The organism is Novosphingobium humi (assembly GCF_028607105.1).
Classification (GTDB): Bacteria; Pseudomonadota; Alphaproteobacteria; order Sphingomonadales; family Sphingomonadaceae; genus Novosphingobium; species Novosphingobium humi.
Map to the genome: position 1 here is coordinate 873,630 of NZ_CP117418.1, position 26,318 is coordinate 899,947.

Here is a 26,318-nt window from a genome sequence, read left to right on the forward strand (position 1 = left end):
ATTACCACCCGCTGCCCCACTGATACGGCATATCCAGACGGATGACATTGATCTCCTGGATCTTGCCGTCGGCGATCTTGAAGATCTCCTGAATCAGCGTGTCATGCGGGCGACTGAACAGCGGCAGGACCGATTGAGGGCCGCCGGAGGCAACGCCGGTGATGGCGGCATTGGCTTTGGGCTTGGATACCTCGATCACCATGGCGCCGACCACTATGCCACGTTCCACATCGACAATGGGGAAGCGGCGCTCCTTGATCTTGTCCATATAGGTGTAGTCGCTCATCACATTGCAGGCCCAGGTGTTGCCCAGCGGGTTGAGCGAGGTCTGATTGCCATTCTCATAGCGGCGGCAACCGGGGGCGGACTGCACCCCTGCCCCGTCATGCCGTTGCAGCCCCTCGAAATAGCTGTCGGCGATCGCGATCAATTGCTCGCGGGTGGATCGGCTCTTTTCGGGCAGAATCTGTTCGAAATAGGGGTTCGGCGCGGCAAGGCCCGGCACACCGCCGGCAGGGCGATCGCCAATGATCTGCTCGATCTCGGTGATCTGGCGATTCTTCACCGCGAGCCGCAGCCAATAGGCGCCGCGCCCGCCTGCCTCTGTCGCAACACCCAACATGGCGACTTGACCGGTTGCGGGATCGGCCACGATCTGGCGATAGGTGATGCCATCCACCAGCTTCCAGAAATAGTCCGATTGGGCCGACGAAGCCCGGCCATTGACCGTTTCCTTCACCCCCGCCGCCAGCGGCTGCCCAGTGCGGTCATGGGTGGGAATGGCGTTGATATAGCTTTCCATCACTCCGGTCAGGCAAGCCCGATCACATGACGCAACAGGCGCAGCATGCAGGGGAGCAAATGCGGCCAGCGCCATGACGCCGGTCAGCGCGCGGCTGATGATTGAATTCATGCTCATGGTTGGATCTCCCCAAGCCAAAAAGGCGGGCGCCACGCCGGGCGCCCGCCATAAGGGTCAGAACTTAAAGCGAGCACCGGCAGTCATATAAAGGCCAATGACGTCATAGAACTGCGACAGGGTGGACGCAGGCGCGATACCGAAGGTGGTGACACCGAGCGGCGGCGACTTGTCGAACAGGTTGTTGGCCGAGGCGAACAGATCCACACCCTGCAGCTTGCCACCCAGATGATAGGTGACGTTGAGATCGGTGTACCACACCGCGCCAATGTGGTTGTTGGCCAGGAACGAGGGCGCATAGGTGCTGTCAATCGCATGCCCGCCGATCAGCCGCTCCTGCACCAGCACATTCAGTCGGCCAAGGTCAAAGGCGGCGCTGGCCGTCCCCTGGAACGGGGTCTGGCTGGCCCGATCAATCGGAGCCGAACCCGGCGTCGTGGTTTGCAGCTTGGTCACGTAGGACGCCAGCGCCCGCAGCGAAACCTTACCCGGCAGCCCAAACACCGTGCCAATGCCAAAGCCGTAGTTCATCTCGAAGTCGAAACCGCGCGTCTTCAACGTGGCCAGGTTGAGATTGGGCGTGGCAATCACCGAGATGGCGCCGGCATTGCGCGTGATCAGCGCACACATGGCAGGATTGCCGGCGGCGCATTCATCCACCGTCTGCTGGTTGCTGAGGCGGGCGATGGCACCACTGATGCTGATGTCATAATAGTCAACTGAAGCGCTGAACCCACGCAGAAAACTGGGCGTGAAAACAGCGCCCACCGTCACGGTGTTCGAAGTCTCCGGCTTGAGATTGGCATTGCCGGGCAATTGGATCGTCGCCGTCACCGAAGCATTGGTATTCTGGCGATCAAGCACCGTGGCGATCGTTTGCGCCTGGGGCAGGAAGAGTTCGCCAAGATTGGGCGCGCGGATATCATGCGACACCGTGGCCCGCAGGCGCAGATCACCTGACGGCGCATAAACCAGCCCCGCCTTGTAGGTCCACACCGTACCCGCATTGGAATAATGCGTGACGCGGCCCGCGCCGTTCAGTTCGAGCGACTTGGCAAAGGGCTTGTCGGCCAACAACGGAATCTGGGCTTCGGCAAAGGCTTCGTCCACCAGATAGCTGGCGTTGACAGGCGAGGAGTTGCCGAGGAAATAACCACCCTGGGTGCCCAGCAGACTGCCGGGGAATCCTTGGGCGCCATTGCCGGTCTGGGTACTGGTGGCAAGCGGCGGCACCACTTGCTTCAGGCCTTCACGGCGATGTTCGGCGCCAACGGCAACCTGCACCTTGCCAGCGGGCAGCTCAAGCAGCGAGCCGCGCAGCGTAGCGGCCACCACATCCTGCGTCACAGTCTGGTTGGCATAGGCATTGCCCGCAATATACTGGCGCGCCGCGGCCGAAGGCGTGCCCGAGCCGAACAGGTTGATCGGCTCACAGCCATTGCCCGGATTGGTGAGCGTCGAGCGGCAAACGATCTGATTGGTGGCCGGGTTCACCACCGCATCGACGGCATTGTAAAGGTTCGCGGTAATGATGCCGTTGGCCGCCGTGAAATTGCCCTGCGTGCGGCCATGCTGGAAATAGGCGTCCCAGTTCCAATTGGAGCCGATGCGGCCCCTCGCGCCGATGACACCGCGCAAGACTTCGGTGTCGACCTGTTTTTGATAGACGCCAAGGTCAATGTTGTAGCGACCCATCTTGAAGCTGCTGCCCGGCGCCATTTGCGAGGCGATGCTGGCGGGCAGGTAGGCGTTGTCGGAATAGATCGTGTAGGCTGTGCCGTTCACGCCGTAGCTGTTGGCGCCGGCATTGTTGGTGATGTAGGTATGGGCATAATTGCCCTCGGCAAACACTTCGATGCTGTCCTTGTCACCATAGGCGATGTGAACAAAGCCCACCTTGGCATCCAGCGGAGTTTCGAGCGTGCCCGTGCCGACCGGGCTGGCACCATCGCCGCCCGACATCGAACCCGACGTGCGGTTGGTTCCAAAATTAAACGGCGCAGTCGCTCCATTCGGCAGAAACTGCGTGCCCGACAGCGGGCCCGAGACAATCAGGCCGCCGTTGGTGGCATAGGGAAACACCACATTGTCGGCCACGATCAGCGTGGGATTGGTGGGCGATGCCGGATTGGCCCCCGACACGTTCGGGTTGTTGACAAGGAAGCGGCCAAGGCGCTGCCACGCGCGGTTCTTGCCGCCGATGTTATAGCCCTGCGCTCCGGTGTCCTTGGTATAGTCAAAGCTGGCGACGATGCGCAGCTTGCCGTCGAGGAAGGATTTGCCGGCGGCCAGCGATACGCGCGTGGTGTTGCTGTCGCCGTAACGGCTGGTGCCCTGCGATACCAGGCCCTTAAGTCCGGTGAAGCGGTCATCCAGAATGAAGTTGGTCACGCCTGCGATGGCGTCTGAACCATAGGCCGCCGAAGCACCGCCAGTGACGACTTCCACCCGCTTCATCAGCAATTGCGGAAACAGGTTGATGTCGACCGCGCCCGCATCCTGGGTTGAAACGAAGCGGCGGCCATCAAGCAGCACCAGATTACGGTTTGTGCCGAGGCCGCGCAGGTTGAGGTAGCTGTGCCCGGCATTGGCGGCTGCGCCGCCTGCCGTGCGCGAGTTAGACCCGTTGAAGCTGGGCAGCGCCAGCACACCCTCGGCCAGACCACGTGGCGAAGTATCGAGCAAGCGCTCAGCCGTCATCACGGTGACGGGGGTCGGCTGAGCATTGCCATTGGCGGCAACGCGCGACCCTGTAACAACGATTTCCTGCGCTGAAGGCGTGTTTTTGGCTGCCTGATCTTCAGATTGTGCGTGCGCAGATCCGCCCCACAAACCCGCCAAGACCAACGCCATCATGCTCGCTGTTGTACGCGCATCCATCCCTGCATGTTTCATTTTTGCTCTCCTCCAAGCCGTCGACTCGTTGCGGCCTTGAGGCGCTGATACTTCACTTTGGTTTGATGACAAACTATTTTTGTTTGACGAAAAACTAATTATCCATCAAGCCGTGCCCAGAAAGTTTGAGGAGAAGATTCCATGACCTTGACCAGCCAAGATTTCACCCGACTGAACCCGATCACCGGAGAGGTGGCCTCAACGGCGCGCGCCATGCAGGCCGCCGACATTCCCGCGATTGCAGCGGCGGCCGCGGCGGCGCAGCCTGCTTGGGACGCGCTGGGGCCGAATGCACGGCGCGCGGTGCTGATGCAGGCGGCAGAGGCCTTGGTGGCCCGCAAGGATGATTTCATCGCCGCGATGATGGCGGAAATCGGCGCCACGGCGGGCTGGGCAGGCTTCAACCATATGCTCGGCGCCAGTATGATCCGCGAAGCAGCAGCGCTGACGACACAGATCACCGGCGAGGTGATCCCGTCCGACAAGCCCGGCTGTCTGGCGATGGCGCTGAAGGAGCCGGTGGGCGTAATCCTTGGCATCGCTCCTTGGAATGCGCCGATCATTCTGGGCGTGCGCGCGATCGCGGTGCCTTTGGCTTGTGGCAACGCCGTGATCCTGAAGGCTTCCGAACAATGCCCTCGCACCCACGCTCTGATCATCGAGAGCTTTGCTGCGGCGGGATTCCCGGAAGGTCTGGTGCAGGTCGTCACCAATGCGCCCGAAGATGCCGCCGAAGTCGTCGGCGCCCTGATCGACGCGCCGGAAGTGAAGCGTATCAACTTCACCGGCAGCACCGGGGTGGGCCGCATTATCGCCCGCCGAGCGGCGGACAACCTCAAGCCATGCCTGCTCGAACTGGGCGGCAAGGCGCCCTTCATCGTCTGCGCAGATGCCGACCTTGACGAGGCCGTGAAGGCGGCCGCTTTCGGCGCCTATTTCAACCAGGGCCAGATCTGCATGAGCACCGAGCGGATCATCGTGGTGGACGCCGTAGCGGAGGAATTCGCGGCGAAATTCGCTACCAAGGTCAAGACTTTGGCCGCTGGCGACCCGCGCGAGGGCAAGACGCCTTTGGGCGCGGTGGTGGATGCCAAGACGGTCGCCCATTGCCTTGCGCTGGTAGGCGATGCCGTCGCCAAGGGCGCCGAACTGCTGGTCAGCGGTGACACCACGCAGAACGTCATCATGCCTGCGCATCTGGTCGACAAGGTGACAACCCACATGAAGCTGTTCCGCGACGAAAGCTTTGGCCCGGTCGTCGGTATCATCCGTGCGCGCGACGAAGACCACGCGATCGAATTGGCCAATGACACCAATTATGGCCTTTCCGCCGCGCTCTTCACTCGCGACACGGCCAAGGGACTTCGCCTCGCCAAACGTGTCAAGTCCGGCATCTGCCACATCAATGGCCCCACCGTTCACGACGAGGCGCAAATGCCCTTCGGTGGCGTGGGCGAAAGCGGTTATGGCCGCTTCGGTGGCCGCCAAGGTATCGACAGCTTCACCGAAACCCGCTGGATCACGGTCGAAACCCAGTCGGGGCATTATCCGATCTGATCGAGGAATGGCGAGCCGATGGACAGAATTTGTACGCCAGCTTGCCTGAAAAATAGCGTCCTCACCAAAGCGCTTTTTACGGTGGATGAAGCAAGCCGCTCGTCGCCATCTCCGCCGTCGTGCGAAAGATGATCATGACTGCCCATGCCTTGCTCAAAGCGAAGCGCTGCTGGCAACAATCTCTGGCCTGACCGCCATGGATACTTTAGCCCTGCAATTTGCCATATCGTTTTGGACGAGACGACCGTCGATGAGCGCTATTTGCGTCGCGCAACCTAACAATTGAACTATGGCAAAGTCCGCATCTCATCGCGAAGGTGCGGACTTTTCACCTCCTCGGACGGCGGGTCAATGCTTGGCCTCCACGCTTCGAGTATTATTCACCAAAGCCTTCACCACCTCTTACGTTTGCCGTTCCTGCTCAATCTGACACAAATGACTGCAGCGGGCATATCTTTGACTGAACTTCTCCGAACGGGACAGGACCAAGGAACATTCTCCTGCCCTCCCTCGCCTGCGCCTCGCTCAGCCAGCCCCCCAAGCTTCACCGTCCGATCCCGTCCGCTGATGCGTCCCCTCGCTCGCAGGCTTGATCCTCCCCTCCTTCGCCTCCTTGCAGGATCCCGGCGTCGCATGCGACGGCGGCTCCGGAGGTGATGATCAAGCAAGGCCAGACCATCGCGCTCCGGGACCAGACAGGAATGGCCCGGTGGGCCATGGCATGATGCCGGGGCGCGCTACCGCGCGCATATCTGTGCTCGGGCTCACCATAGGCGACCTGGGAAAGTGTCAAGAAAACAACGAGATAGACCGATTAGGCCGCTGGCGGTAATAAGTAATCACCAAGAGGGAAACGCCCCTTGGAGCCAAGAACGGCTTAGCCTGACAAGTAAAGGATAGTATTATGGCCAACATCGGTTTTCTCAACGCCAACGAACGCGGTTCTTTCATCGGCAAGATCGAAACGCTTGCTTTCACCAATGTGGTCGGTCTGCGCCCCGTTCAGAGCAGCAACCCCAATGCTCCCAAATACGACATGATGGCGCGATCCTCGGCCAATAGCTGGATCAAAATCGGCGCTCTGTTTGAGCAGGTCGCGCGCACCAGCGGCGAGGTGTTCTATCAGGGACGCATCGACGATCCCAGCATGGCCAAGCCGATGGACATTGCCCTCTTCCGCAATGAGGAGGGCGGTTACAACGTGGCATGGACCCGCCGCCGCCCCCGGCAGGACATGCCCAGCACCCGCGAGGGTGACGAAGCCACCATGCCCGCCAGCATGGACGACGGTCTAGGCGAAAGCACCGCTGACAATCACGTCATGCATTGATCGCGTTGGGAGTGGGGGACGCGTGGATGGCGCTCCCCCACGACAACACAAGATTGCCAATGTTGCTGCCCTATCCTGCCCCATGAGCGCAGGATCTTTCAAGGGAAATTCCCATGACGAGCTTTGCCGGCTTTGCTGATTTCAACGAGCATTACGAGAGCCTCACCACGACGGAGAATTTCGCCGGAGCCTTCGCGGGCGAACTCGAACGCGCCCAGCTTTCGATCCATGACGAACCCACCAGCGCCGACATGCCCGACCCCGACGCGGCGCGGCTTTGCACACAGCAAATGGTGGCGGAACTCTTCGCACTGATGGGGGACACGCGCCTTGCTCCGCTGGCCTCGCGCATCGCCTGGGGTATGGTCAATTCCTTTCACAAAGTCGCCCAGCAGATCGCCCGCGAAGAGGACGACGCGGCCCGTAACCTTGGCGAACTAGCCCGTATTCAAGACCCTTCAGAAATCCACGCGCTCGAAGTGGAAGAGAAGCAGCGCCTTTGCGAATCCTTGAGCGAAGCGCTGGCAGCCATCGAGTGTATGCGCGATCATGCCGCCGAAGTGTACCGCGTCGAAACCGGCAAACCATGGTCGGCCACCAGCGGGAGCCGTACCTCTCGCGCCCTCACCGCCTCGCAGATCGAGGCGCGCGATTTTCTCGCCGCCCGCGCGCAATCGCGCCGCGAGGCCCACGCCCCCACAGGGCCGGTTGTGGTGGTGTCGGGCGGGTCCGCATGGCAGGCCCACGAACCGCTCTGGCAGCGCCTTGACCTGATCCGTGAGCGCGTGCCCCATATGACTTTGGCCACCACCGCCCAGCGTTCGGGAACCGATGCCATCGCCGCTGCATGGGCCGCAAGCAGGGGCGTGCCTATTGTCGCCTTTCGCCTGAACCGCGCCAAGGGGAACAGCGCGGGCTTTGATCGCAATCGCCAGCTTGTGGCGCTCTCCCCCGTTGAAGCGATCATCTGCGAAGGATCAGGCTTGCAGGTCAATCTTGCCCAGCGTTGCCGGGAGGCGGGTGTTCCTCTCACCATCTTTCGTGCCGCGCAGTTTGCCCAAGTGGAGGGAAGCAAGGCCGCTTAAGGCGGCCCGTCGACCGGCAAAGGCCGGTCGGCATTTGCCGTTGTGGAACGATAGGAGGCTAACGGAACGAACGGGGCAGAACGAAAGCAATTTTCATCGAAGCTTTGTGAAGGCGGGCCAAAAAATCGCGCCCCTGTCGGGGCGTGTTCTCGCGCGGGCGGACTCGCGTCCGCCGCATGGCTGCGCCAGCAAAGAGGCAGGCCTCGCGGGCGCTCGGCCTGCCATCTTCTCACCCTTCCCTTGCCAATCGGCGTAGCGCCTCACTGGCGCCCAGTCTGGTGATGGCTGCGGCCAAAGCCTTGGCTTCAACCCGGTTCATCGCCGGGATCTTTACCCGCTCCAGAGCGGCCAGCAGGAAGCCCCTCCCCGCGTCGAGCGCGGCCTCACGCGTGGCCTTTTCCCTCTCCGCCAAAGCGACCAATTGCGCTTCCAGCTTGGCCTTCTCCGCCGCGATACCAGCCAGATCATTTTCCAGTTTCTTTTGCTGCGCCATGGCGCGTGCCTCCTTGTTCGATACGAAGTGATCGATGGTCAAGGACCGAGGCTCTCGAGCAGGACGCGCATCCCTGACCCTACCGGTCCGGGCCTCGGCTGCGGCTCACTCCTCCGCTATCCGGCGCCCCAATAGGGGCGCCATTGCGCGATGTGGGACGGCCAGCGGCCAGCGTCAAGGCTGGCGCCTTACCGATCGTTTTGGCACCGGACCTTTTCACGCAGCCTCAGCCCAAAAAGCGGCGGCCGGAGCAAAGCGGACACGCCCCTTCGGAGCGTGGCGTATATGCTTCTGCAGGGCCTGGACTGGTTGGGGCCAGCCTTGCGCCTGCCGGACGCAGAAGGCATCGCCAGATGGAGAGGCTGGACCTATCCCGAGAGGAAGCTGGTCCAGTCCCTACAGAAGGAGGAGTGCACACCCTACACGGATCACCGTAGAAGTGCTGAGTAAGTTATTGTTCTTGCTCAGAAGGCCGACCGCTTATGTCCTCCAATCCGAAACAAGAAAATGGCTGTCAGGTAGCCGAAATTGATGCTGCCTTTTCTTTGAATCAGATCCCATCAAACAACGAGAAACTCACCGGCCATCATGCCCGTCGCAAGGCCCCTTGCCGCGATACAATCCTATGGGACAGCGAGGTTCCCGGTTTTGGTATAAGAATGCGTACCAGCGGCGCCAAAAGCTGGATCGTCAAATTCAGTGATCGCGCCCAAAGACGCTTCGTGACGTTGGGCCAGCCACCGGCCATGGATGTGCGCAAGGCCCGCGCCGAGGCGAGGAAGCTGGTCGCAGCGGCCCAGACGGTGGGGCTGCCTTGCGCGGTGGGAAAAGCTTCGGGCGAAGGGCTCACTTTTGCCAAGGCGGCAGCCGAACTGCTTCCTTCTCTCGCCCGGCAGTGGAAACCTTCCACCGTGAAGACCAACTCATCCTATCTGCGGCGCACGCTGATCCCCTTCTTTGGCGACATGCCGATGGCGACCATTCAGCGCACCGATGTTGCCCGCTGGCGCGACAGCCTCGCCGCGAAGGGAGGCACGTTCAACCGCGCGGTGCCGGTGCTCTCGATCCTGATGCAGGAGGCCGAGGCTTTTGGCTATCGCCAGCACGCCTCCAACCCCTGTCGTGGCATAGCGCGCTATAAGCGGCGCAAGATGGAGCGCTTCCTCAGCATGGCCGAGTATCGCGGGCTGGGGCATGTGCTGCAAGAAGTGGAGGAGGAAATGCCGCAAGCCGTCGCCTTGCTCCGGCTGTTGATCGCCACCGGGGGGCGCGTGGGCGAGATCGCCAGCTTGCGCTGGGAGTGGGTGAAGGAGGCCCGCATCTTCCTCCCCGACAGCAAGACCGGGGCCAAGGTGATCTATCTCAACGCCCCCGCCCGCACCATGCTTGAAAGGTTGGGCGCGGATAGTCGTCAGGGTCTTGTATTTCCCTCACCCTATAATCCCAACAAACCAATCAAAATCTGGTCGGATTGGCAGAAGATCCGCCAGCGTGCCGGACTGGGGGATCTGCGCCTCCATGATCTGCGTCACAGTTTTGCCTCGCTGGCGATCCGTCAGGGCATCTCACTGACCATCATCAGTCGCCTGCTTGGCCATGCTCTGCCCGAAACGACCGAGCGCTATGCCCATCTGGCCGATGACTCGATCTCGGAAGCCGCTGATCGCGTGTGCAGCGTCCTTGCGCAAGGCTTAGGGGTGGCGGCATGAACGCCCTGACGCTGACCGAACTGGTCACAGAAGAACTGGCTGTCCTTGGCGCTACGTTTGATCGGGCGCCAGATCGCCCTGCCCGCCTCACCCAATGGTGCGCCAGACTGCCGGGCTTTGGCACCCGCTGCTATGCCAACGGGCGCAAGGCCTATGTGGTGCAGGCCGCCATGGAGGGACGGACACGGACCGTCACGATTGCCGATAGCCGGGTCATCACCGAGGCCCATGCCCGCGGCATCGCCCGCCGCGTGCTGCTGCGCGTCCAGACCGGGGAGAACCCGGCCGATGCCAAGACCAGAAGCAAGGCCATGCCGGTCTTCTCGGCTTTCCTCGTCCGCTATTGGGCAAACGCGTCGGCAGGCTGGAAGGCCTCCACGCTGGACCGGAACCGCTACTACCGCACGCATCTCGTGACGGCCTTTCCACGACGACATCTGGATGCGATCACACCCGGCGATGTCCGAAAGTGGTTTGCCAAGGTAACCCGCACCGCTGGACCTGCGGCGGGCAATCGAAGTTTTGAGCTGATGCTTTCGCTCTTCCGAAAGGCGGAAGAATGGGGCGAGTTACCGTCAGGCTCGAACCCTTGCCACGGGATCAAGCGCAACAGGCTGCGCAAGCATGAATGTTTGCTCTCGGCGGAGGAACTGACGCGGCTTGGGCAGGCATTGGATCTGGAGGCCGAAACCTGTCCCAAAGAGGTGGCGGCCTTGCGGCTCATCATCCTCACCGGTTGCCGCAAGAGCGAGATCTGTAATCTGACATGGGATGAGGTTCGTGGGCGGCGACTGTTGCTGCATGATGCCAAGACCGGGCCGCGCACAGTATGGTTAGGCAAAGAGGCTCAGGCGATCCTTGACGGGATCGAGCATCATCCGATGCACGATGAGGTCTTCTGGACGGAAGGCGGGCAACTCAACATCAATCAACTGGATGGCTGCTACTATCGTGTGCGGCGTGCCGCTGGGCTTGATCATGTCCGACTGCATGACCTGCGGCACAATTTTGCCAGCCACGCGGCCTCCATGTCCGAGACGCTACCCATGATTGCCAAGCTGCTAGGCCATGCCGACATCAAGATGGCGGCGCGCTATGCCCATCTCGATGACGCGTCCGTGCTGGAGGCCTGCGAGGCCATCGGAGCGGCGCTGCGGATGGTATTGGTGTAGGGAAGACCCGAAAGCTAAAGTTCTGATAGCAATTAGGGCGCCTTGTGTTAAGATGTACACATCCGACTACAAGGCGCCCTTGATGAACAGCACCACCATGACGATCCGCGTGCCGGTTACCCTTCATGACAAACTGGCCCGGCTAGCGCAGGGAACCAAGCGCAGCCGGTCTTATCTGGCGGCGGAAGCTCTGGCTGCCTATGTGGATCGAGAGCTTTCCATCATCGAAGGCATCCAGCAGGGTTTGGCCGATGTGACCGCTGGTAAGGTCATTCCCCATGACAAGGCCATGGCCGACCTGCACGCCATCATTGATGCTGCCGAACGCGGCAAGTCCTCCAGCCAGTGAGGCGGGTGGAATGGGCGGAATCAGCCCTCACTGATATCCGCACACAAATTGAATATATAGCCGTGCAGGATCCACAGGCGGCTCGCAAGGTAGCCAATGCCATTGGCCAGACTGGCGCAGCCTTGGGAGAATTTGCGACCGGCCATCCGGGGCGTGTGGCGGGGACTTACGAGAAATTGGTGCGCGGGCTGCCCTATATCATCGCCTATGCTCTGACTGACAAGGAGCAAGCTGTCTCGATCTTGCGGGTTATCCATACCGCGCGGGATTGGACTGAGGAAGCTTGGCCAAGGGCATGAAATTGGCGACTGCAAGATCGCCAGGACCACAAAACAAACCGGCAGCAGGCCAATTGCCACCTCCCTAACGGAATAACGGTGTGAAGGCGGGCAGAGGCCCACCTTCCTCCTTTCAGGCGCGATCCATGTGATCATGATCGACAGGATCAACACGCCAAACCCCACAAGAGCGCCCTACTCTGCCGGGACTTTACGATCCGCAAACCAACCCATGTAAATGTACATCAGCGGGTAATGGGTGATGTAAAGCGGATAGGACAGATCGCCAAAGAAACGGGAAGAACAGGATCACACAAAGCGCTTCATAAAGGCTATTGATCTAGCCATGCTGCATATCTCCAATACAAGCCACCGCGACGTTGGAACCAATGCCTGCGATTAAGGCTAATGATCAAATCCCTACCAAAGACTTCTCCTCGCTGCTGCGCCGCGTCATCTGCGCCACCGCGATCACGGCGAGCAGACTAATCAGCCCCGCCCCGGTCAGCCAGATGCCGGGGGCGCCCTTGTCGCCGGTCGCCTCGATCAGATAGGTCGAGAGCGCGGGCGTGAAGCCGCCGAAAATCGCCGTGGCCAGACTATAGGCCAGCGCAAAGCCGGTGGTGCGGACATGGACGGGCATGATCTCGGTCAGATGCACCACCAGCGCGCCATTATAACCGGCATAAATCGCCGCCAGCAGCAGATCGACCATCACCAACCGCTCAAAAGAAGGCGCCGCCACCATCCATTGCAGCGCGGGATAGCCCACCAAAGCGGCGAGCAGCGAACAGGCGATCAATTGCGGCGTCCGCCCGATCCGGTCCGACAGCGCGCCCATCACCGGCAACAGCACGAAATTGGTCATCCCCACCATCAGCGTCACCAGCATGGATTGCGCGGGCGTCAGATTGAGCACACTGGTGCCATAGGTCGGCGTATAGGCGGTGAGCATATAGAAGAACACCGTGGTCGTCACCGCCATGCCCATGCCCAGCAGGACGACGCCCGCATTGGCCAGGATCGCATCGAGCGAGGCGCGCAGGTCGGGCCGCGAGGTGCTGTGTTCAAACGCCTCGGTCTCCTTGAGTGCGCGGCGCACCAGCAGCAAAAATGGCAGCAGCAGCGAGCCCAGCACAAAGGGAATGCGCCAGCCCCATGTCTCCATCGTGCCCGGCGGCATAAGCGAATTGAGCAAAAGCCCGACCAGCGCGGCAAAGATTACCGCCACCTGCTGGCTGGCCGATTGCCATGCGACGAAAAAGCCGCGCCGCCCGTCGGTCGCCACCTCGGAGAGATAGACCGAGGCGCCGCCCACTTCGACACCCGCCGACATGCCCTGAATCAGCCGCCCCAGCAGCACCAGCAAAGGCGCGGCAAGGCCGATCTGCGCATAGGTCGGCATGCCCGCAATCGCCAGCGTGCCCACCCCCATCAGCGCCAGCGTCAACAGCAGCCCCTTACGGCGGCCATGCCGGTCAATATAGCTGCCCAGCACCACCGCGCCGACCGGCCGCATGAGGAAGCCTGCGCCAAATGTCATGAAGGCGAGCAGCAAGGATGCCGCCGGATTGACTGCGGGGAAGAAGGCCTTGCCGATGGCCTTGGCATAATAGCCAAAGACCATGAAATCATACATTTCGAGGAAATTGCCGCTCGAAACAATGAACACCGCTTTGGTTTTTGCCCAGCTGGCATTCTTGTCACCTGACATGGTGCGCTCCGCATGAAGGGGGAAAAGGCGGGAGGAAGGCGTGTTGCCCCCCTCCCCAAGGGTGGTTCAGAATTTGCCGCGAATGCCGACACGGAACATGCGGCCCACCTGATCATAGAGATCGGGTTGGGTGGGCAGCGGGGTCGCGCCGGTGGTGATGGGCGCAAAGGGCGGCTGATGATCGAGGATGTTCTGGACATTGAGGAACAGCGTCTGCTCGCCGCCGAAAGTCTTGAACTTCGTCGAGATTTCGCCGTCGAGATAGAATTGCGCACCCACCGAGCCGAAGTCGGTATCGACGCCCACGATCTTGGTCTTATCCCAGATCATCCCGCCGATATAACGGCCTTGCAGCATGACGCTGACATGGTCGCTGTCATAATTGGCGATCAGATTGCCGCGCCAATGCGGCTGAACCGAGCCGCTCGACTGGGTGATCATATTGCCCGCATCATCGACCGGATTGGTAATGAGCGGGCTGAGCGTGCGGTTATGCGCGACATAGCTGGCGAGCAGGCGGAAGCCGAGCCGGGCCTCATTACGCAGAGTGGTGCGATATTGCGCCTCGATGTCGACGCCAATGGTCTGTTGCGAGGAGAAGTTGATCGGCGAGGTGCGCGTGGCCACCACCGCATTGCTCGCATCGCGGGTGACAAAGGCGCAGAGCGGCGAGGTCTGGTTGGTCAGGTTGCACTGATCCACCGCCGTCTGGCCGCCGATATTGGAAATCGAATCGCTGATCTTGATGTCATAATAATCGACCGCAACGTTGAAGCCGCTAAACCAGCTCGGCTGATAGATCACGCCCAACACCTTGGTGATCGCCTTTTCCGGGCGCAGCGCGGTGTTGCCATAGGTCTGATTGGGCACCGCCGAATAGGTGCGGTTGGTCAGCGTATCGGTGATCGTGAGGTTGTTCTGGCGGCCCGAGGCATAGAGATCCTCCAGATTGGGCGCGCGAATATCGCGTGAGATCGTGCCGCGCAGTTTCAGATCATTGGAAATCTGCCAGTTCAGGCCCGCCTTCCAAGTGTTCACCCCGCCGCTGGTCGAATATTCGGTGTGGCGCCCGGCCAGGCTGGCCGAGAGGCGGTGGAAGAAGGGCTTGTCGATCAGCAGCGGGATGTTGAGTTCGCCGTACACTTCCTTGACGTTATACTGGCCGATGAAGTTCTGCTGATTGACCAGACGATAGCCGCCCGCCTGCGAGAGCGCATCCGAGGTCGTGGTGGCCTTGGCATTGCGCCATTCCGCGCCCAGCGCGAGGCCCACAGACCCGGCGGGCAGGTTGAACAGATCGCCCGAAATATTGGCGTCGGCCACCTGCATTTCGCTGCGCGTATCGAACACCGAAGTGCCCATCACATAGGCCATGGCCGCCGCCGAGGGCGCACCCGCGCCAAACGGATTCAAAGGCGCGCATCCCGCCGCCGCCGCGCGCAGGGTTGCGTTGGCGCTCAACGTGTCGGCGCAGACGATAGCGCCGCTGCTGTCACGGGCGGTGTTGACCGCGCGGGCCATGTTGGCGGTGATGAGGTTGTTATAGGTCGGGCTGTGGTTGTCAGTACGGCCATATTGATAGGACACATCCCACTTGAACCCGCCCAGCTTGCCTTCCAGCCCGACCAGACCGCGCATCGCGGTGTTCTCATTGCCGGTATAGGTCGGACCGGACTCCATGGTCAGCCGGTTCATGCTGAAGCCCGTCACGCCCAGCGCGGTCATTTGCGCCACCAGCGCGGGGGCCGCCTGCGCCAGATAGGGGTTGCTGCGGGCGATGGAGAGCGTGGTCGTGGTCGGGCTGCTCTGGAAATTCGAAATCGTCCAGCCATAGGTGCCCTCGACGAAGAAATTGATCGAAGGGGTGATTTCAAAATCGGCATGGGCGAAGATCGAGCGGCGCTTCAACGGGCGCACGATTTCCTGGCCTGTCGACACGCGATAGCCGTCGCCGCCATTCTGCGTACCGCTGGTGACGCCGACATCGGTGGCCAAAGTGCCGTAATTATAGGCGCTGAGCGTGCCATCGGGGGCGAATTTCATGCCCCGGATCAGCGCATTGTTGGCCGTGGTGCCACCCGTGCCATTCACGATCAACCCGCCCAGCGTGTAGGGCGTCCGCAGATCGGAACCCGTCACCAGCGTGGGGCTGCCCGAGGGATTGCGCAGCAGGTTGGGCGCGGTGTTGCGGAAATCGCGCGCTTCTCCCTTAACGCCCGAACCATCATAATATTCGCCGCCCAAAATCAGGTGGCCGATGCCCCCCAACTTGGTGCCATAGGCCAGCGAGGCCTTGAATTCCTGATTGTCGCCGCGCTGCGAAATGCCCTCGCTGACCGTATAGCGCAGGCCTTCGAGCTTGCGGTTGAGGACGAAGTTGACCACACCGCCCACGGCATCCGAACCATAAGTGGCCGAGGCGCCGCCCGTCACCACATCAACCCGATCGACCAGCATTTGCGGGATCAGGTTAACGTCCGTGACCAGACGCGGATCGGCCGGGACAAAACGCCGGCCATCCACCAGCGTCAGCGTGCGCAAAATGCCAAGGCCGCGCAGATTGAGGAAATTCTGTCCGCCCGCCCGCGTGCCGCCGCCTGCGGTCTGGCCGCCGGTGGGCACGACGGAGGGCAATTGCTTGAGCCCTTCGGCCAGATTGCCGGGGGAGGCTGATTCCAGCGCCGCACTGGTCAGGGCCGTCACCGGGGTTGGCGTTGAAAAGGTGGTGGTACGCAGACGCGAGCCCGTCACCACAATGTCGACAGCGGTCACCGCATTGGGCGCAGCCTGTTCCTGCGCCATGGCCTCCGTGGCGCCAAACCCGCAGCTCAACCCAAGGGCAAACAGCGATGCCCCCATGCTCATGGTATTTTTGGATATCATGTTTCCCCACTCCCTGTTCTGGTTGTTATGATGGCGTTCGACGCCCTGACGGAGGCGTCCCATTTGGCGAAAAAGCGTTCGCGATTGCTGTGGTCGAGGCCCGCCATCAGCGAAGGCCCGACATGGATGGCACGCGCATTGCCCGCCCGGATCGGCATGTCATCGCGCGCCACATCGCGGCGCAGCGGGATCATCCCGTGATGGCTGAAGGCGGCCTGTCCGGCGCGCGAGAGCATGAAATCGAGAAAGGCGCGCGCCGCATTGCGATGGGGCGCGCCCCGCGCGATCAATGCCACGCGTGATCCGATCAGCATATAATCGCGCGGGATCAACACACCGAAATTGGGATCCCGGCTCGCGCGGTCCAGCGCATAGGAACCGATCAGATTATAGGCAAAGAGCATCTTGCCGCGGCTGACATCATCAATCATCCGCGCGGTGGAACTGTACAATTGCGGGTTGCTCAGACCGATCGCGGCCACCAGATCCCAGTTGTCGCGGTCGATGCGCAGATCCTCGGTGATATAGAGAAAGCCGGTAGGGCTGGCCTTGGGATCATACATGGCCACCCGCCCGCGAAACGCATCCGGACGCCGGTGCAGCAGGCTGGCCAGTTCGTCATGATCGCGCGGCAGATCGGCGGGCGCCACCAGACGCTTGTTGTAACCGATCACGATGGGTTCGGAGGTGACGGCATAGGCCTGATTTTTCCAGACCGCCCAGCCGGGCAGCGCGGCGCCCTCGGGCGAGGCATAGGTCTGGGCATAGCCGTCGTTGACCAGCTTGATCTGAAGATCCATCGCCGAATTGATGACCAGATCGACGGCGGGCCTGCCGCTGTTGATCTCGCGCCGCGCCCGCTCATAAACATCGCTGGCCGAGAGCGATTCATAGCGGATGGCGATTTGGGGATAGATGCGGTTGAACGCGCTCGCGACCTCGTCAAACTGGGCGCGGTCGGTCGAACTGTAGATGACCAGCGCCTGCTCCACACCGGGGCGCACACCATCGACACCCGAACATCCGGCAAGCATCAGGGGTGCCGCCAAGAAATATGAAAAGCCCCCCCTTTTGCCGGGGGCCGATTGTGGCCTGTCCATCCTCGCCTCTTTTGTATTTGTTGAAGCGGTACTAGGCTTGGAGGCTTTCACCGGCCTTTCATGGTTTGAGGAAATTGCAGTCATGGCACGGGTTCTCCTTGTTGAAGATGATCGGACACTGGCTAGTGGACTGATTACACTTATAAAAAATTCCGGTTTTGCCATTGATGCGGTGCGTTCGGGCGAGGAAGCGCTCGAAGTGGCAGAGGCCGAACCCTATAATCTTATCATATGCGATGTCGGCCTTCCCGGCATGTCTGGCTTTGAAACGATCCGGCATTTGCGTGCACGCGGGGCCACGGTGCCGGTGCTGTTCCTGACCGCGAGGCATGAGCGCGAGGACCGCATTCAGGGGTTCGATCTTGGCGGCGACGATTATCTGGGCAAGCCTTTTGATGCCGATGAATTGCTGGCCCATATCCGGGCGCTGGTGCGCCGCTCGGCGGGATCGGCCAGCCCTTTGCTGCGCGTGGGACAATTGATATGCGATTTTTCCGCCACCAGCGCGACTGTTGCCGATCGCCCGCTGGTCCTGCCCCGGCGCGAATGGTCGGTGCTATGGGCGCTGGCCTCGCGCGCGGGCAAGGTGGTGCCCAAGGACAGGCTGCTCTCCGAGGTATTTGACTATGATGATCCGGTCGGCTCGAACGCGGTCGAGGTCTACATCACCCGCCTGCGCAAGAAACTGGCGCCGGATGGGCCAAAGATCACATCGCTGCGCGGGCTCGGCTATATGATGGATGTGTCCTGACATGGTGTTGGGGGCAGGATGGTCGCTGGCGCGGCGCCAATTGGTGGTGCTGGTTTCCTCGCTGACCGGGGTTGCCCTGCTGCTGGGCCTGAGCGGCTCTTGGTATATCCATAATTTTGCCGAGCGCACATCGGACCGGGTGCTGCGCGCATCGGCCAATGCGGTGTCGGAAACCGTCACGCTGGAGCGCGGCAAGGTCAGTCTCGAAGTGCCCCCCGGCGCCTTTGGCATGCTGGAGGACAGCGCCCGCGACAATGTCTATTACGTGGTGCGATCCGGGCGCCAGATCATCACCGGCTATGCCGATTTTCCGGTGGCGGGCGCCATGCCCGCGCCCGATGAAACGCTCTATCGCTATGACCGCTATCTGGGGCAGAATGTGCGCGTGGCGACGCAGGCGCGCTATCTGACCGACAACCATCCGCCCGTGGTGGTCGAGGTGGCCGAAACGCTCGATGAGCGCGGTTTGCTCGAACGCCGGATGCTGACCGGGCTGGTCGCGCTGGAGATTGCGCTGGTGGCTTTTGCCGCCTTGCTGATCCGCCCGGCGGTCAATTGGGGGCTGCAACCGCTGACCCGGCTGCGTCTGGCGATGGATGCGCGGCGGGCCAATGCCGATGTGTTCGTGCCGCTCGATGCAACGCAGGCGCCGTGGGAATTGCGCGGGCTGATCGAGGCGTTCAACAATCTGCTTCAGCGGCTGAACCGCACCACCCGCCGCGTGCGGGAATTTACCGCCGATGCCTCGCACCAGATGCGCACGCCGCTGGCCGCGCTGCGCGCTCATCTGCATCTGGCGCGGCAGGGCGGGATTACCGAGGCCGAGCGCCAGATGGCGCTGGCCGAGGTAGATGCTTCGGCGGGGCGGCTGCAACGGTTGCTCAATCAATTGCTGGCGCTGGCGCGATCGGAGAATGGGTTGAAACAGGCCGCGCGCCCGGTAGAACTCAACGCTTTGGTGGCCGAGACGGCAAGGGAATTGGCCCCCCAAGCGATCAAGCGCGGGATCGAGATCCATCTCGATGCCGAGACGCCCGTCATGGCCGCCATCGACCCGCTGATATTGGCCGAAATGCTGGGCAATCTGATCGACAATGCGATCCATTACGGGCGAGCGGACGGCTGCATCACCCTGCGCGTGCTGCACGCCGGGAACGAGGCGGTGCTGGAGGTCGAGGATGACGGCCCCGGCATTCCCCCCGATCAGCGCAGCGCGGTGTTCCAGCGCTTTCACCGCCTGCCCCGCGATTATGACACAAATGGCAGCGGGCTGGGGCTGGCTATTGTCCGCTCGCTGGCCGACACGGCCGGAGTGCGGGTGGAACTGGGCGATGGCGGCGATAGCGGCAATGGTGGGCGGGGCCTGCTGGTTCGCCTGACCATTCCGGGCGGGGAAGCACAGCCATGAAAGGCTTGCGAAAGCCAGCGCGCCTAAAAGCAGGGCCGAGAGGGGCGGCCGATCGCCCCCGCGGGAGAGTGTAATGTCCAAAAGATCTTCTGGCTGGCGCATGTGTGTCGCCTCGGCTCTGACCATCGGCGCGATGCTGGGCGCCCATGCCCATGCGCAGGTGGCCAGCAATGTCGGCTATGGCGCCCGCAAGTTCGACGGGTCGAGCGGCGTGCCAAGAAAGCCGGACCAGGCCAAGGAACTGGCGCTCAAGATCACACAGCCCTTCAGCGTGGCCAGCGTCGGCGATCTGCTGCAATTCCAGCCATTCGCCACCTCCAATGACCCGGCCGTGCGGGCCGCCATCGAGCCCCTGCGCAAGGCCGATGTGACCACCGGCGATTTTGAAAACGAGATCATGGATTTCGACAATTTCGCCCATGCCGGGGGCAATCTGGCGACGAAGGAAGTGGCCGATGACTGGCGCCTGATGGGCATTGATCTGGTCAGCCGGGCCAATAACAAGGACCCGCGCGCGCCGGGCGTCTGGAACAACCTGAAAGAGGTCGAGCGCGTAGGCATAACCCATGCCGGCATCGCTCACAGCCTGCCCGAAGCCCGCATGGCGCGCTATTTCGCCACGCCCAAGGGGCTGGTCGGTTTTGCGGGCATCTATGCGCTGGGCGGGCTGGATGCCTGCTGCGCGGGGGGTACGCGGGTCCATGTCTCGCCCGCCCAGCTTGCCGGGGTGCGCGCCATGAAAGCGGCCATTCTGGCGCGCCGCGACGAGATTGAAGTGCCGGTTCCCCTGCCCGCGCCCGATGCCGATGGCGAGGCCAAGCTGTTCGGCCTGACCTTTACCACCGCCACGGTCCCTTCTGATGAGCCTATGGCCAAGCCCGCGCTCTATCCCGGCGATGGCCCGCCGGGACCGGAGGACGGCATCCGCAATTCCCTGCGCCTGACGCTGTTTCACGGTGTGACGGCGGCGCAGATGGTGCTGCTGCGCGATATTGCCGGACAGCCGGGAACCGGCGACCTCAAAGCCTTTGGCACGCAGTTTCGCGTGATGGACCGTCCCGGCGAACATAGTTTCGACATGAACCCGCAGGACCTGCGCGAGATCCTCACGCAAATCCGCACCGCCAAACAGGCCTCCGACGTGCTGGTGACCAATATCCACTGGCACCAGAACCGTTATGATTTCCAAGCCTATTCCTACGATCATTTCCCCGCCGATTTCGAGATCAAATTCGCCCATATGGCGGTGGATCAGGGGGTCGATGTCTTTGTCGGGCAAGGCGTCCATACGCTGAAGGGCATCGAGATCTACAAGGGCAAGCCGATATTTTACGGCACCTCCAATTTCATTTTCCAATCCGCCATCATGCCTTTGCCCAAGGGCCATTATCCGGGACAGAAGCCGGGCGAAGGCGCCTTCCACGGCCCGTTCAAGGAATTTGAGGAAGCCAATGCGGCGGCCAATGCGACAGGCGGCCCGATTGTGGGCGAACATGAATTTCAGGGCTTCTGGCAGCTTAAGCCGACGCTCGAATCCTATGTCGCCTATACCAATTTCGACGGCGGCAAGCTCAAGGAAGTGGTGATCTATCCGGTCGATCTGGGCCAGACCCCACGCCCCGGCTCGCAGGTCGGCATCCCGCGCAAGCCATCGCCCGAGGTCGCCAAAAAGATCCTCGACGAGATCGTCGAATATTCCAAACCCTTTGGCACCGTCATCACCATCGAGGATGGCGTGGGCTATATTCGCTTCAAGTGATCGCCCGGAATGAATGAGCGGAGGGGGCGATGAAGCGCAAACTTCATCGCCCCTTTTCGTGTCAGGCTCTCCCCGCCAGACGCGATTGACCCAGCAGGAGCGTCATGCCGCAGCCCGCCAGCGTCAGGATCGCCAGCGGCAGCAGCGCAACCCCGAAAGAACCGCTGCGCTCATGCAGCACACCGAACAGCGTGTTCACGCCCGAGGTGCCGAGATGGGCCAGCGCATTGATCGCCGCGATCCCCGCCGCCGCATCGCGCGCGCCCAATGTCTCGCTGGAGAGCGCCCAGAAAGGCCCTTTCAGGGCATAATTGGCCACCAGCATCACCACCAGCAAACCCATCGTCGCCACCAGTGAACTCGTCACCAGCATCAGGAACAGCGCAGCGGAAGTGACCATCAACGGCCCCGCCGTAGGGCCGATCCGGCTCCCCCGAATATCGGCGCGATGGCCCCAGAAGATCATGAAACCCGTCGCCGCCACAAAGGGCACCATATTGAGGCAGGCGGTTTGCCACAGCGTCAGGCCAAAGGATTGGATGATCTGCGGCTGCCATACGGACAGCACATTGCTGGTCGCCGAACTGCCGCAATAGATCAGGGCAAGCGCCCAGACCCGGCGGTCGGCGATCACTTTCCATGCCGAACCATGGCTGCCCCCTGCATCGGCCTGCTCTGCCAGCAACGCATTGCCCAGCCATGCCCGTTCGTCCGCACTCAGCCATCGCACCTGCTCCGGCCGGTCGGCCAGCACGAAAGGCACCAGCACCCCCAGCACGATCGCGGGCACCGATTCCAGCAGAAACAGCCATTGCCAACCGCGCAGCCCAAGCATGCCATCCAGCGACAAAAGCATCGCCGACAGCGCCGATCCGACCACATTCGACAGCGGGATCGAAACCATGAACAGCGCGACGATCCGGCTGCGATGCGCGCGCGGGAACCATTGCGACAGGTAGAGAATGACGCCGGGGAAGAAGCCCGCCTCCGCCGCGCCGAGCAGAAACCGGGCCAGCGAAAAGCTGACCGGGCCGCGCACAGCCACCATGGCGAGACCGGCCAGACCCCATGAGATCATGATCCGCGCGATCCACAGCCGCGCGCCGAAACGCTCCTGAGCGAGGTTGCTGGGCACTTCGAACAGAACATAGGCGACAAAGAAGAGGCCGCTGCCAAAGCCGAATGCCGCCGAACCGATGCCAAGCTGCGGCCCCATGGTCAGCGTGGCAAAGCCAATATTGGACCGGTCAATAAAGGCGATCAGATAGCCAAGGATCAGAACAGGCAACAGCCTGACCGAAAGTTTGCGAATGGTTCTGCGCTCGATTTCTTCCATCATCCACTCCCGGAGCAGCCTGCAAAAAGCCGATGCCCTTATCGATTTTAATGGAACATCGCTTAATGAGCCGGGCTTTCGCCAGCCTTTCAAAGGTTCAGACAGGGTTACCGGAACCGCCGCCAACGCAGATCGATGCGCTCACCAGGTAAACGCTGCGCTTTTCTTTCGCCGAAGGTCAGCATAAATTCGCTGCTGTCCGGAATCGAGACAAGAAAGTTCGTCCGGCCACAAGGGTATAAGTTTTCTGCATCTCAGCGCTCAATTTCAATCAGGCAAAGCTTCGCAAAAAGCAGGGCAATTCGATGAACCAGAAATTGGGTTCGACGTCGATGCAAGGCGTCTTCCAAAGCCTCCGTTTCTCAGCCGATTTGCGCGTGAGTTTGCTCCAAATCACCCCCGCAATTTGCGATCCCAAAGTGGCTGCCGGGTAGCCCAAGGCCTCCAACGGGGTGGACTTCAAGCGCCCGGAGGGCTAAATGTGACCACCGGAACGGCCACGCTTTCGCAGATTTCTGCGGGTCACAACCCACAGGCGAATGCCGGGCCAGTTCCTTCAGTTCTCAGCACACCCTACACGGCTGCCGTAAGATTAAACCATTGCACAAGAATGGTTTTCCGTCATTTCGACCGGATATAAGATACTAAATCGACATTTAATATGCTAAATGCGCCGCCCATATTCCACCAAAGTATTGATATACCTGTCTTATATAGGATTTAACATCCTAAATCCCCATTCCCGATTGGACGCCGGGATGTCCCTCCGCTAGAGTGGCTGTGCGATACCCGAACCATGCCTTTTCGAAAGGCTGGTTTGTGACACAAAGAACCAAAACTCTCTCAGTCTGTCTGCCTCAGGCCAGCGCCGATCAGATCCGCGACCTTGCCGAAAAGCGCGGCGCCAATGTCAGCCATGTGCTGCGCGAACTGGTGCAGATCGCTTTGCCCTTTGCCGGCTTTCTTCCTCAATGCGACCTTGTCCGTCTGGCCGCCAATCTGGAATATATCCAAGCCGCCATCGACTTTCAGATGAGCCGCAATTTCCCTGAGGAAGCCGAGCAGCTCCCCTCCCTCGTGATCAAACGCATGGCGGTGCATCATGGCTATCAGGCCTGAGCACGAGGACATAAGGTTCGACCGGAACCGCCCTGCCCGCATTGCCCATGCATCAGCGCGCGGCAATGTGGTGCGCAATCTCGGCAGCTTCACCCGCGGCACGCAATTGGTTCGCCTTCAGTATATGATGGCCTGGCAGGGCATCAAAGTGCCCCTGCTGATCGCGCTGGCCTGCTTCTTCGTGCTGCTCTGCGCCTTCCTCTGGATCCGCATGGATGAGCATGAGGTGCAGCTCGTCGAGATGCGGATCTATTCCGGCTTGTGGGACTGGGTAGATTTCAATCCAAGGCATCTGATCAACCTCACTTTGCCCGATGGCCGCATCGTCCATCTGCCGATGGGGGCGGTGCCCTATAACCCGCATGTCATGCTTGCCTGGCACAAGGCATGGCGCTGTTTCTGGGCATCCTGTATCGGCGCTGCCTTCTTTTCGGTCCCACTTACCATCTGGTTCTTCAGCCTTGCCCGCGAGCGCGGCTCGGACATCATGAAGGAGCGGCATGAGCGCGGCGCGATGCTGGTTGAGCGCGATGTTCTGCTCTCCGAAATCACCACCTATAATCATCACAAGCTGACGAAGGCAGTGGCCGACAGGTATCCCGATCTTGATCCCGACAAGGTCGCGCTTGCACCGTCTGCCCGGCGTCAGAAGCTGGGTCTGCATGTCCCCTATGCGATTGCAGGTATCCCCTACCCCTGGGATCTGGAACGCACCCATGGCATGCTGATCGGCACCACCGGCACGGGCAAGACAACGGTGCTGCTCGACCTCATCGCGCAGGCGCGGACACGTGGCCATCGCTGTGTGATCTTCGATCTCACCGGCGTCTTCGTGCAACACTTCTATCGCGAGGGACAAGATCATATCATCAACCCGCTCGACACGCGCTGCCCGCCATGGACTATCTTCTCCGACTGCCGGAGCCATGTCGATTTTACCGCAGCGGCAGCCGCGCTGATCCCGTCGGATGGCGCCAATTCCGAACCCTTCTGGGTGATGGCTGCGCGCACGCTCTTCGTCGAGATGTGCATCAAATTGCAGGAGCGCGGCGAGACCACCAATGCCGCCATCGCCCACCGCCTGATGTATGCCAGCCTCAAGGATATCCATGCCCAGTTGCGCAACACCGTGGCCGACCCGCTGACCTCGGAACAGGCCTCGCGCATGGCCGAATCCATCCGCGCGGTCTTCAACACCAATGCGCAGGTGCTGCGCTATCTGCCCGATGTCGGCGCGAAGGATCCGGCGCGCTTTTCCATCCGCCGCTGGATCAGGGATGAGGCCAATTCCGGCTCCATTCTCTTCATCACCTCGACCCATACGCATCTCCATGTGACGCGATCGCTGATGACCTTGTGGATGGATCTGGCGGTCAACGCCCAGCTGGAAACCGAGCGCAATGCCGGGCTCAAGACATGGTTCCTCTTCGACGAGGTCCATGCCCTGCATCGCCTTCCCGCGCTCGAACACGGGCTGCAAACCGCGCGCGCCTATGGCGGGGCGTTCCTACTCGGCATCCATAGTTTCGAGCGTCTGAGCGAGACCTATGGCCGCGAGGGTGCGACCAATCTGGCCGCCCTTGCCCGCACCAAACTGATGCTGACGGCGGCGGATCGCGCGACGGCAGAATTCTGCTCCGGCATCGTCGGGAACCGCGAAGTGCGTGAGGTCGATGAGGCCTACTCGATTGGCGCTGCCATGTCGCGCGATGCCGCCACCATCACCCCGCGCACCGAGGTCAAGCCGCTCATCCTGCCCGATGACATCATGAACTTTCCTTCGCTCTACGGCATCATCAAATTCCCCGAAGGCTTTCCTGCTGCGCGCATCCATCTTGAATGGCGAACTTACCCGATCATTGCCGAGCCCGTTGCCGAGAAGAAGGATATTCGCTTCTCTGAATTCAAGCCCGCGAATGACGATGAGGGCGCTGGCGACGGTGGGCGGGAGAATGCAGCCCCGTCAAGCCCTGCCGATCGGACCGAGATACTGCCCGAGGTCGAACGGCAGCAGGAGGCCGAGGCCCGGGCTACGGCGGACGAGACACGCATCGATGCGCGCGAGATCACATCGGTCGATCTGCAAGCCGATACGCGGAGCACCGGTGCGCCGCCCAATCACGTCGGTGACAGGCCTTTGGCCGAGGAGAGCGGCACCAAGCCAACCTCAAGCGCCGCCTTTGTCGAGCAGCCGCTCAGGCTGGGCGGCCCGGTTGAACAGCGCGACCGCGAGGGGCAGGACAAGCAAGCACCCCTACCCGGAACAGCTGACAGGTCCAAAGACCAACGTTCCGCTCACCGCGAACAACAGGCGCTGATCGATCAGCGCACCGGCATCGGCGTGGTCGACGAGCAGGATCGGCACCATGATCATCATCATGGGCATGGGTCTGGGCATGGCCATGGACCACACCATGGTGGGCCAGCGCTTGGCGATGACAGCGGTATGGGGATGTAAGGC

At 61.4% G+C, this 26,318-nt stretch carries 19 protein-coding genes; 12 read left to right on the top strand and 7 right to left on the bottom strand.

From position 1 onward, the window contains the following. Position 1: 1 nt before the first annotated feature. Together PQ457_RS19820 and PQ457_RS19825 are read right to left on the bottom strand one after the other, a co-directional pair. Positions 2 to 919 carry a DUF8021 domain-containing protein gene (locus tag PQ457_RS19820; protein WP_273619529.1) on the bottom strand — a complete coding sequence of 306 codons (918 nt, stop codon included), beginning with the start codon at positions 917 to 919 and terminating at the stop codon, positions 2 to 4. A gap of 57 nt (positions 920 to 976) precedes the next feature. Beyond that, positions 977 to 3,619, bottom strand: coding sequence for a TonB-dependent receptor domain-containing protein (locus tag PQ457_RS19825; RefSeq protein ID WP_420541017.1), 2,643 nt, complete (start codon positions 3,617 to 3,619; stop codon positions 977 to 979). 336 nt (positions 3,620 to 3,955) lie between these two features. Here PQ457_RS19825 and PQ457_RS19830 point away from each other — a divergent pair, with 336 nt between their 5' ends. The 3 genes from PQ457_RS19830 (at position 3,956) to PQ457_RS19840 (ending at position 7,786) form a co-directional block, all read left to right on the top strand. Beyond that, positions 3,956 to 5,371 carry an aldehyde dehydrogenase gene (locus PQ457_RS19830; protein WP_273619530.1) on the top strand — a complete coding sequence of 472 codons (1,416 nt, stop codon included), beginning with the start codon at positions 3,956 to 3,958 and terminating at the stop codon, positions 5,369 to 5,371. A 904-nt stretch (positions 5,372 to 6,275) separates the two neighbouring features. Then, on the top strand, positions 6,276 to 6,701 hold the full coding sequence (locus tag PQ457_RS19835; protein ID WP_273619531.1) for a DUF736 domain-containing protein: 426 nt from the start codon (positions 6,276 to 6,278) through the stop codon (positions 6,699 to 6,701). Positions 6,702 to 6,814: 113 nt separating this feature from the next. Then, positions 6,815 to 7,786: a DUF2493 domain-containing protein gene (locus tag PQ457_RS19840; protein ID WP_273619532.1), complete on the top strand. Its 972-nt coding sequence runs from the start codon at positions 6,815 to 6,817 to the stop codon at positions 7,784 to 7,786. Positions 7,787 to 8,015: 229 nt separating this feature from the next. On the opposite strand, the gene PQ457_RS19845 is transcribed toward PQ457_RS19840, so the two are convergent. Further along, entirely contained in the window at positions 8,016 to 8,279 is a 264-nt protein-coding gene (locus tag PQ457_RS19845; RefSeq protein WP_273619533.1) for a hypothetical protein, read from the bottom strand. 482 nt (positions 8,280 to 8,761) lie between these two features. Between PQ457_RS19845 and PQ457_RS19850 the strand changes: the two genes are divergently transcribed. From PQ457_RS19850 to PQ457_RS19865, 4 genes are all read left to right on the top strand, one after another. Then, entirely contained in the window at positions 8,762 to 9,988 is a 1,227-nt protein-coding gene (locus tag PQ457_RS19850) for a tyrosine-type recombinase/integrase (RefSeq protein ID WP_273619534.1), read from the top strand. Then, positions 9,985 to 11,160, top strand: a complete 1,176-nt coding sequence (locus tag PQ457_RS19855) for a tyrosine-type recombinase/integrase (protein WP_273619535.1) — start codon at positions 9,985 to 9,987, stop codon at positions 11,158 to 11,160. Before PQ457_RS19850 ends, PQ457_RS19855 begins: the two co-directional genes overlap by 4 nt. Before the next feature lie 82 nt (positions 11,161 to 11,242). Further along, positions 11,243 to 11,509, top strand: a complete 267-nt coding sequence (locus PQ457_RS19860) for a CopG family ribbon-helix-helix protein (protein ID WP_420540997.1) — start codon at positions 11,243 to 11,245, stop codon at positions 11,507 to 11,509. Then, on the top strand, positions 11,506 to 11,808 hold the full coding sequence (locus PQ457_RS19865; protein WP_273619537.1) for a type II toxin-antitoxin system RelE/ParE family toxin: 303 nt from the start codon (positions 11,506 to 11,508) through the stop codon (positions 11,806 to 11,808). The genes PQ457_RS19860 and PQ457_RS19865 overlap by 4 nt, the downstream gene beginning before the upstream one ends. A gap of 391 nt (positions 11,809 to 12,199) precedes the next feature. On the opposite strand, the gene tcuC is transcribed toward PQ457_RS19865, so the two are convergent. From tcuC to PQ457_RS19880, 3 genes are all read right to left on the bottom strand, one after another. Continuing rightward, complete coding sequence (tcuC, locus tag PQ457_RS19870) at positions 12,200 to 13,501, bottom strand: tricarballylate/proton symporter TcuC (RefSeq protein ID WP_273619538.1); 1,302 nt, start codon at positions 13,499 to 13,501, stop codon at positions 12,200 to 12,202. A gap of 66 nt (positions 13,502 to 13,567) precedes the next feature. Beyond that, the gene (locus PQ457_RS19875; RefSeq protein ID WP_273619539.1) at positions 13,568 to 16,384 is read right to left on the bottom strand and encodes a TonB-dependent receptor domain-containing protein; all 2,817 of its coding nucleotides are present in this window, start codon (positions 16,382 to 16,384) and stop codon (positions 13,568 to 13,570) included. Continuing rightward, positions 16,381 to 17,433, bottom strand: a complete 1,053-nt coding sequence (locus tag PQ457_RS19880; RefSeq protein ID WP_273619540.1) for an ABC transporter substrate-binding protein — start codon at positions 17,431 to 17,433, stop codon at positions 16,381 to 16,383. The genes PQ457_RS19875 and PQ457_RS19880 overlap by 4 nt, the downstream gene beginning before the upstream one ends. A 133-nt stretch (positions 17,434 to 17,566) precedes the next feature. Here PQ457_RS19880 and PQ457_RS19885 point away from each other — a divergent pair, with 133 nt between their 5' ends. The 3 genes from PQ457_RS19885 (at position 17,567) to PQ457_RS19895 (ending at position 21,402) form a co-directional block, all read left to right on the top strand. Further along, positions 17,567 to 18,235: a response regulator transcription factor gene (locus PQ457_RS19885; protein ID WP_273619541.1), complete on the top strand. Its 669-nt coding sequence runs from the start codon at positions 17,567 to 17,569 to the stop codon at positions 18,233 to 18,235. A 1-nt stretch (position 18,236) separates the two neighbouring features. Beyond that, a complete protein-coding gene (locus PQ457_RS19890) occupies positions 18,237 to 19,643 on the top strand; it encodes a sensor histidine kinase (protein ID WP_273619542.1) in 1,407 nt (468 codons plus the stop codon). A gap of 73 nt (positions 19,644 to 19,716) precedes the next feature. Then, positions 19,717 to 21,402 carry a CapA family protein gene (locus PQ457_RS19895; RefSeq protein WP_273619543.1) on the top strand — a complete coding sequence of 562 codons (1,686 nt, stop codon included), beginning with the start codon at positions 19,717 to 19,719 and terminating at the stop codon, positions 21,400 to 21,402. Between the two features lie 61 nt (positions 21,403 to 21,463). On the opposite strand, the gene PQ457_RS19900 is transcribed toward PQ457_RS19895, so the two are convergent. Then, complete coding sequence (locus PQ457_RS19900) at positions 21,464 to 22,756, bottom strand: MFS transporter (RefSeq protein WP_420541018.1); 1,293 nt, start codon at positions 22,754 to 22,756, stop codon at positions 21,464 to 21,466. 801 nt (positions 22,757 to 23,557) lie between these two features. Here PQ457_RS19900 and PQ457_RS19905 point away from each other — a divergent pair. Together PQ457_RS19905 and PQ457_RS19910 are read left to right on the top strand one after the other, a co-directional pair. Beyond that, complete coding sequence (locus PQ457_RS19905; protein ID WP_273619545.1) at positions 23,558 to 23,857, top strand: hypothetical protein; 300 nt, start codon at positions 23,558 to 23,560, stop codon at positions 23,855 to 23,857. Beyond that, positions 23,841 to 26,315 (top strand): type IV secretion system DNA-binding domain-containing protein, encoded by a 2,475-nt coding sequence (locus PQ457_RS19910; RefSeq protein WP_273619546.1) that lies wholly within the window; start codon positions 23,841 to 23,843, stop codon positions 26,313 to 26,315. Before PQ457_RS19905 ends, PQ457_RS19910 begins: the two co-directional genes overlap by 17 nt. The last annotated feature ends 3 nt before the right edge of the window (positions 26,316 to 26,318 follow it).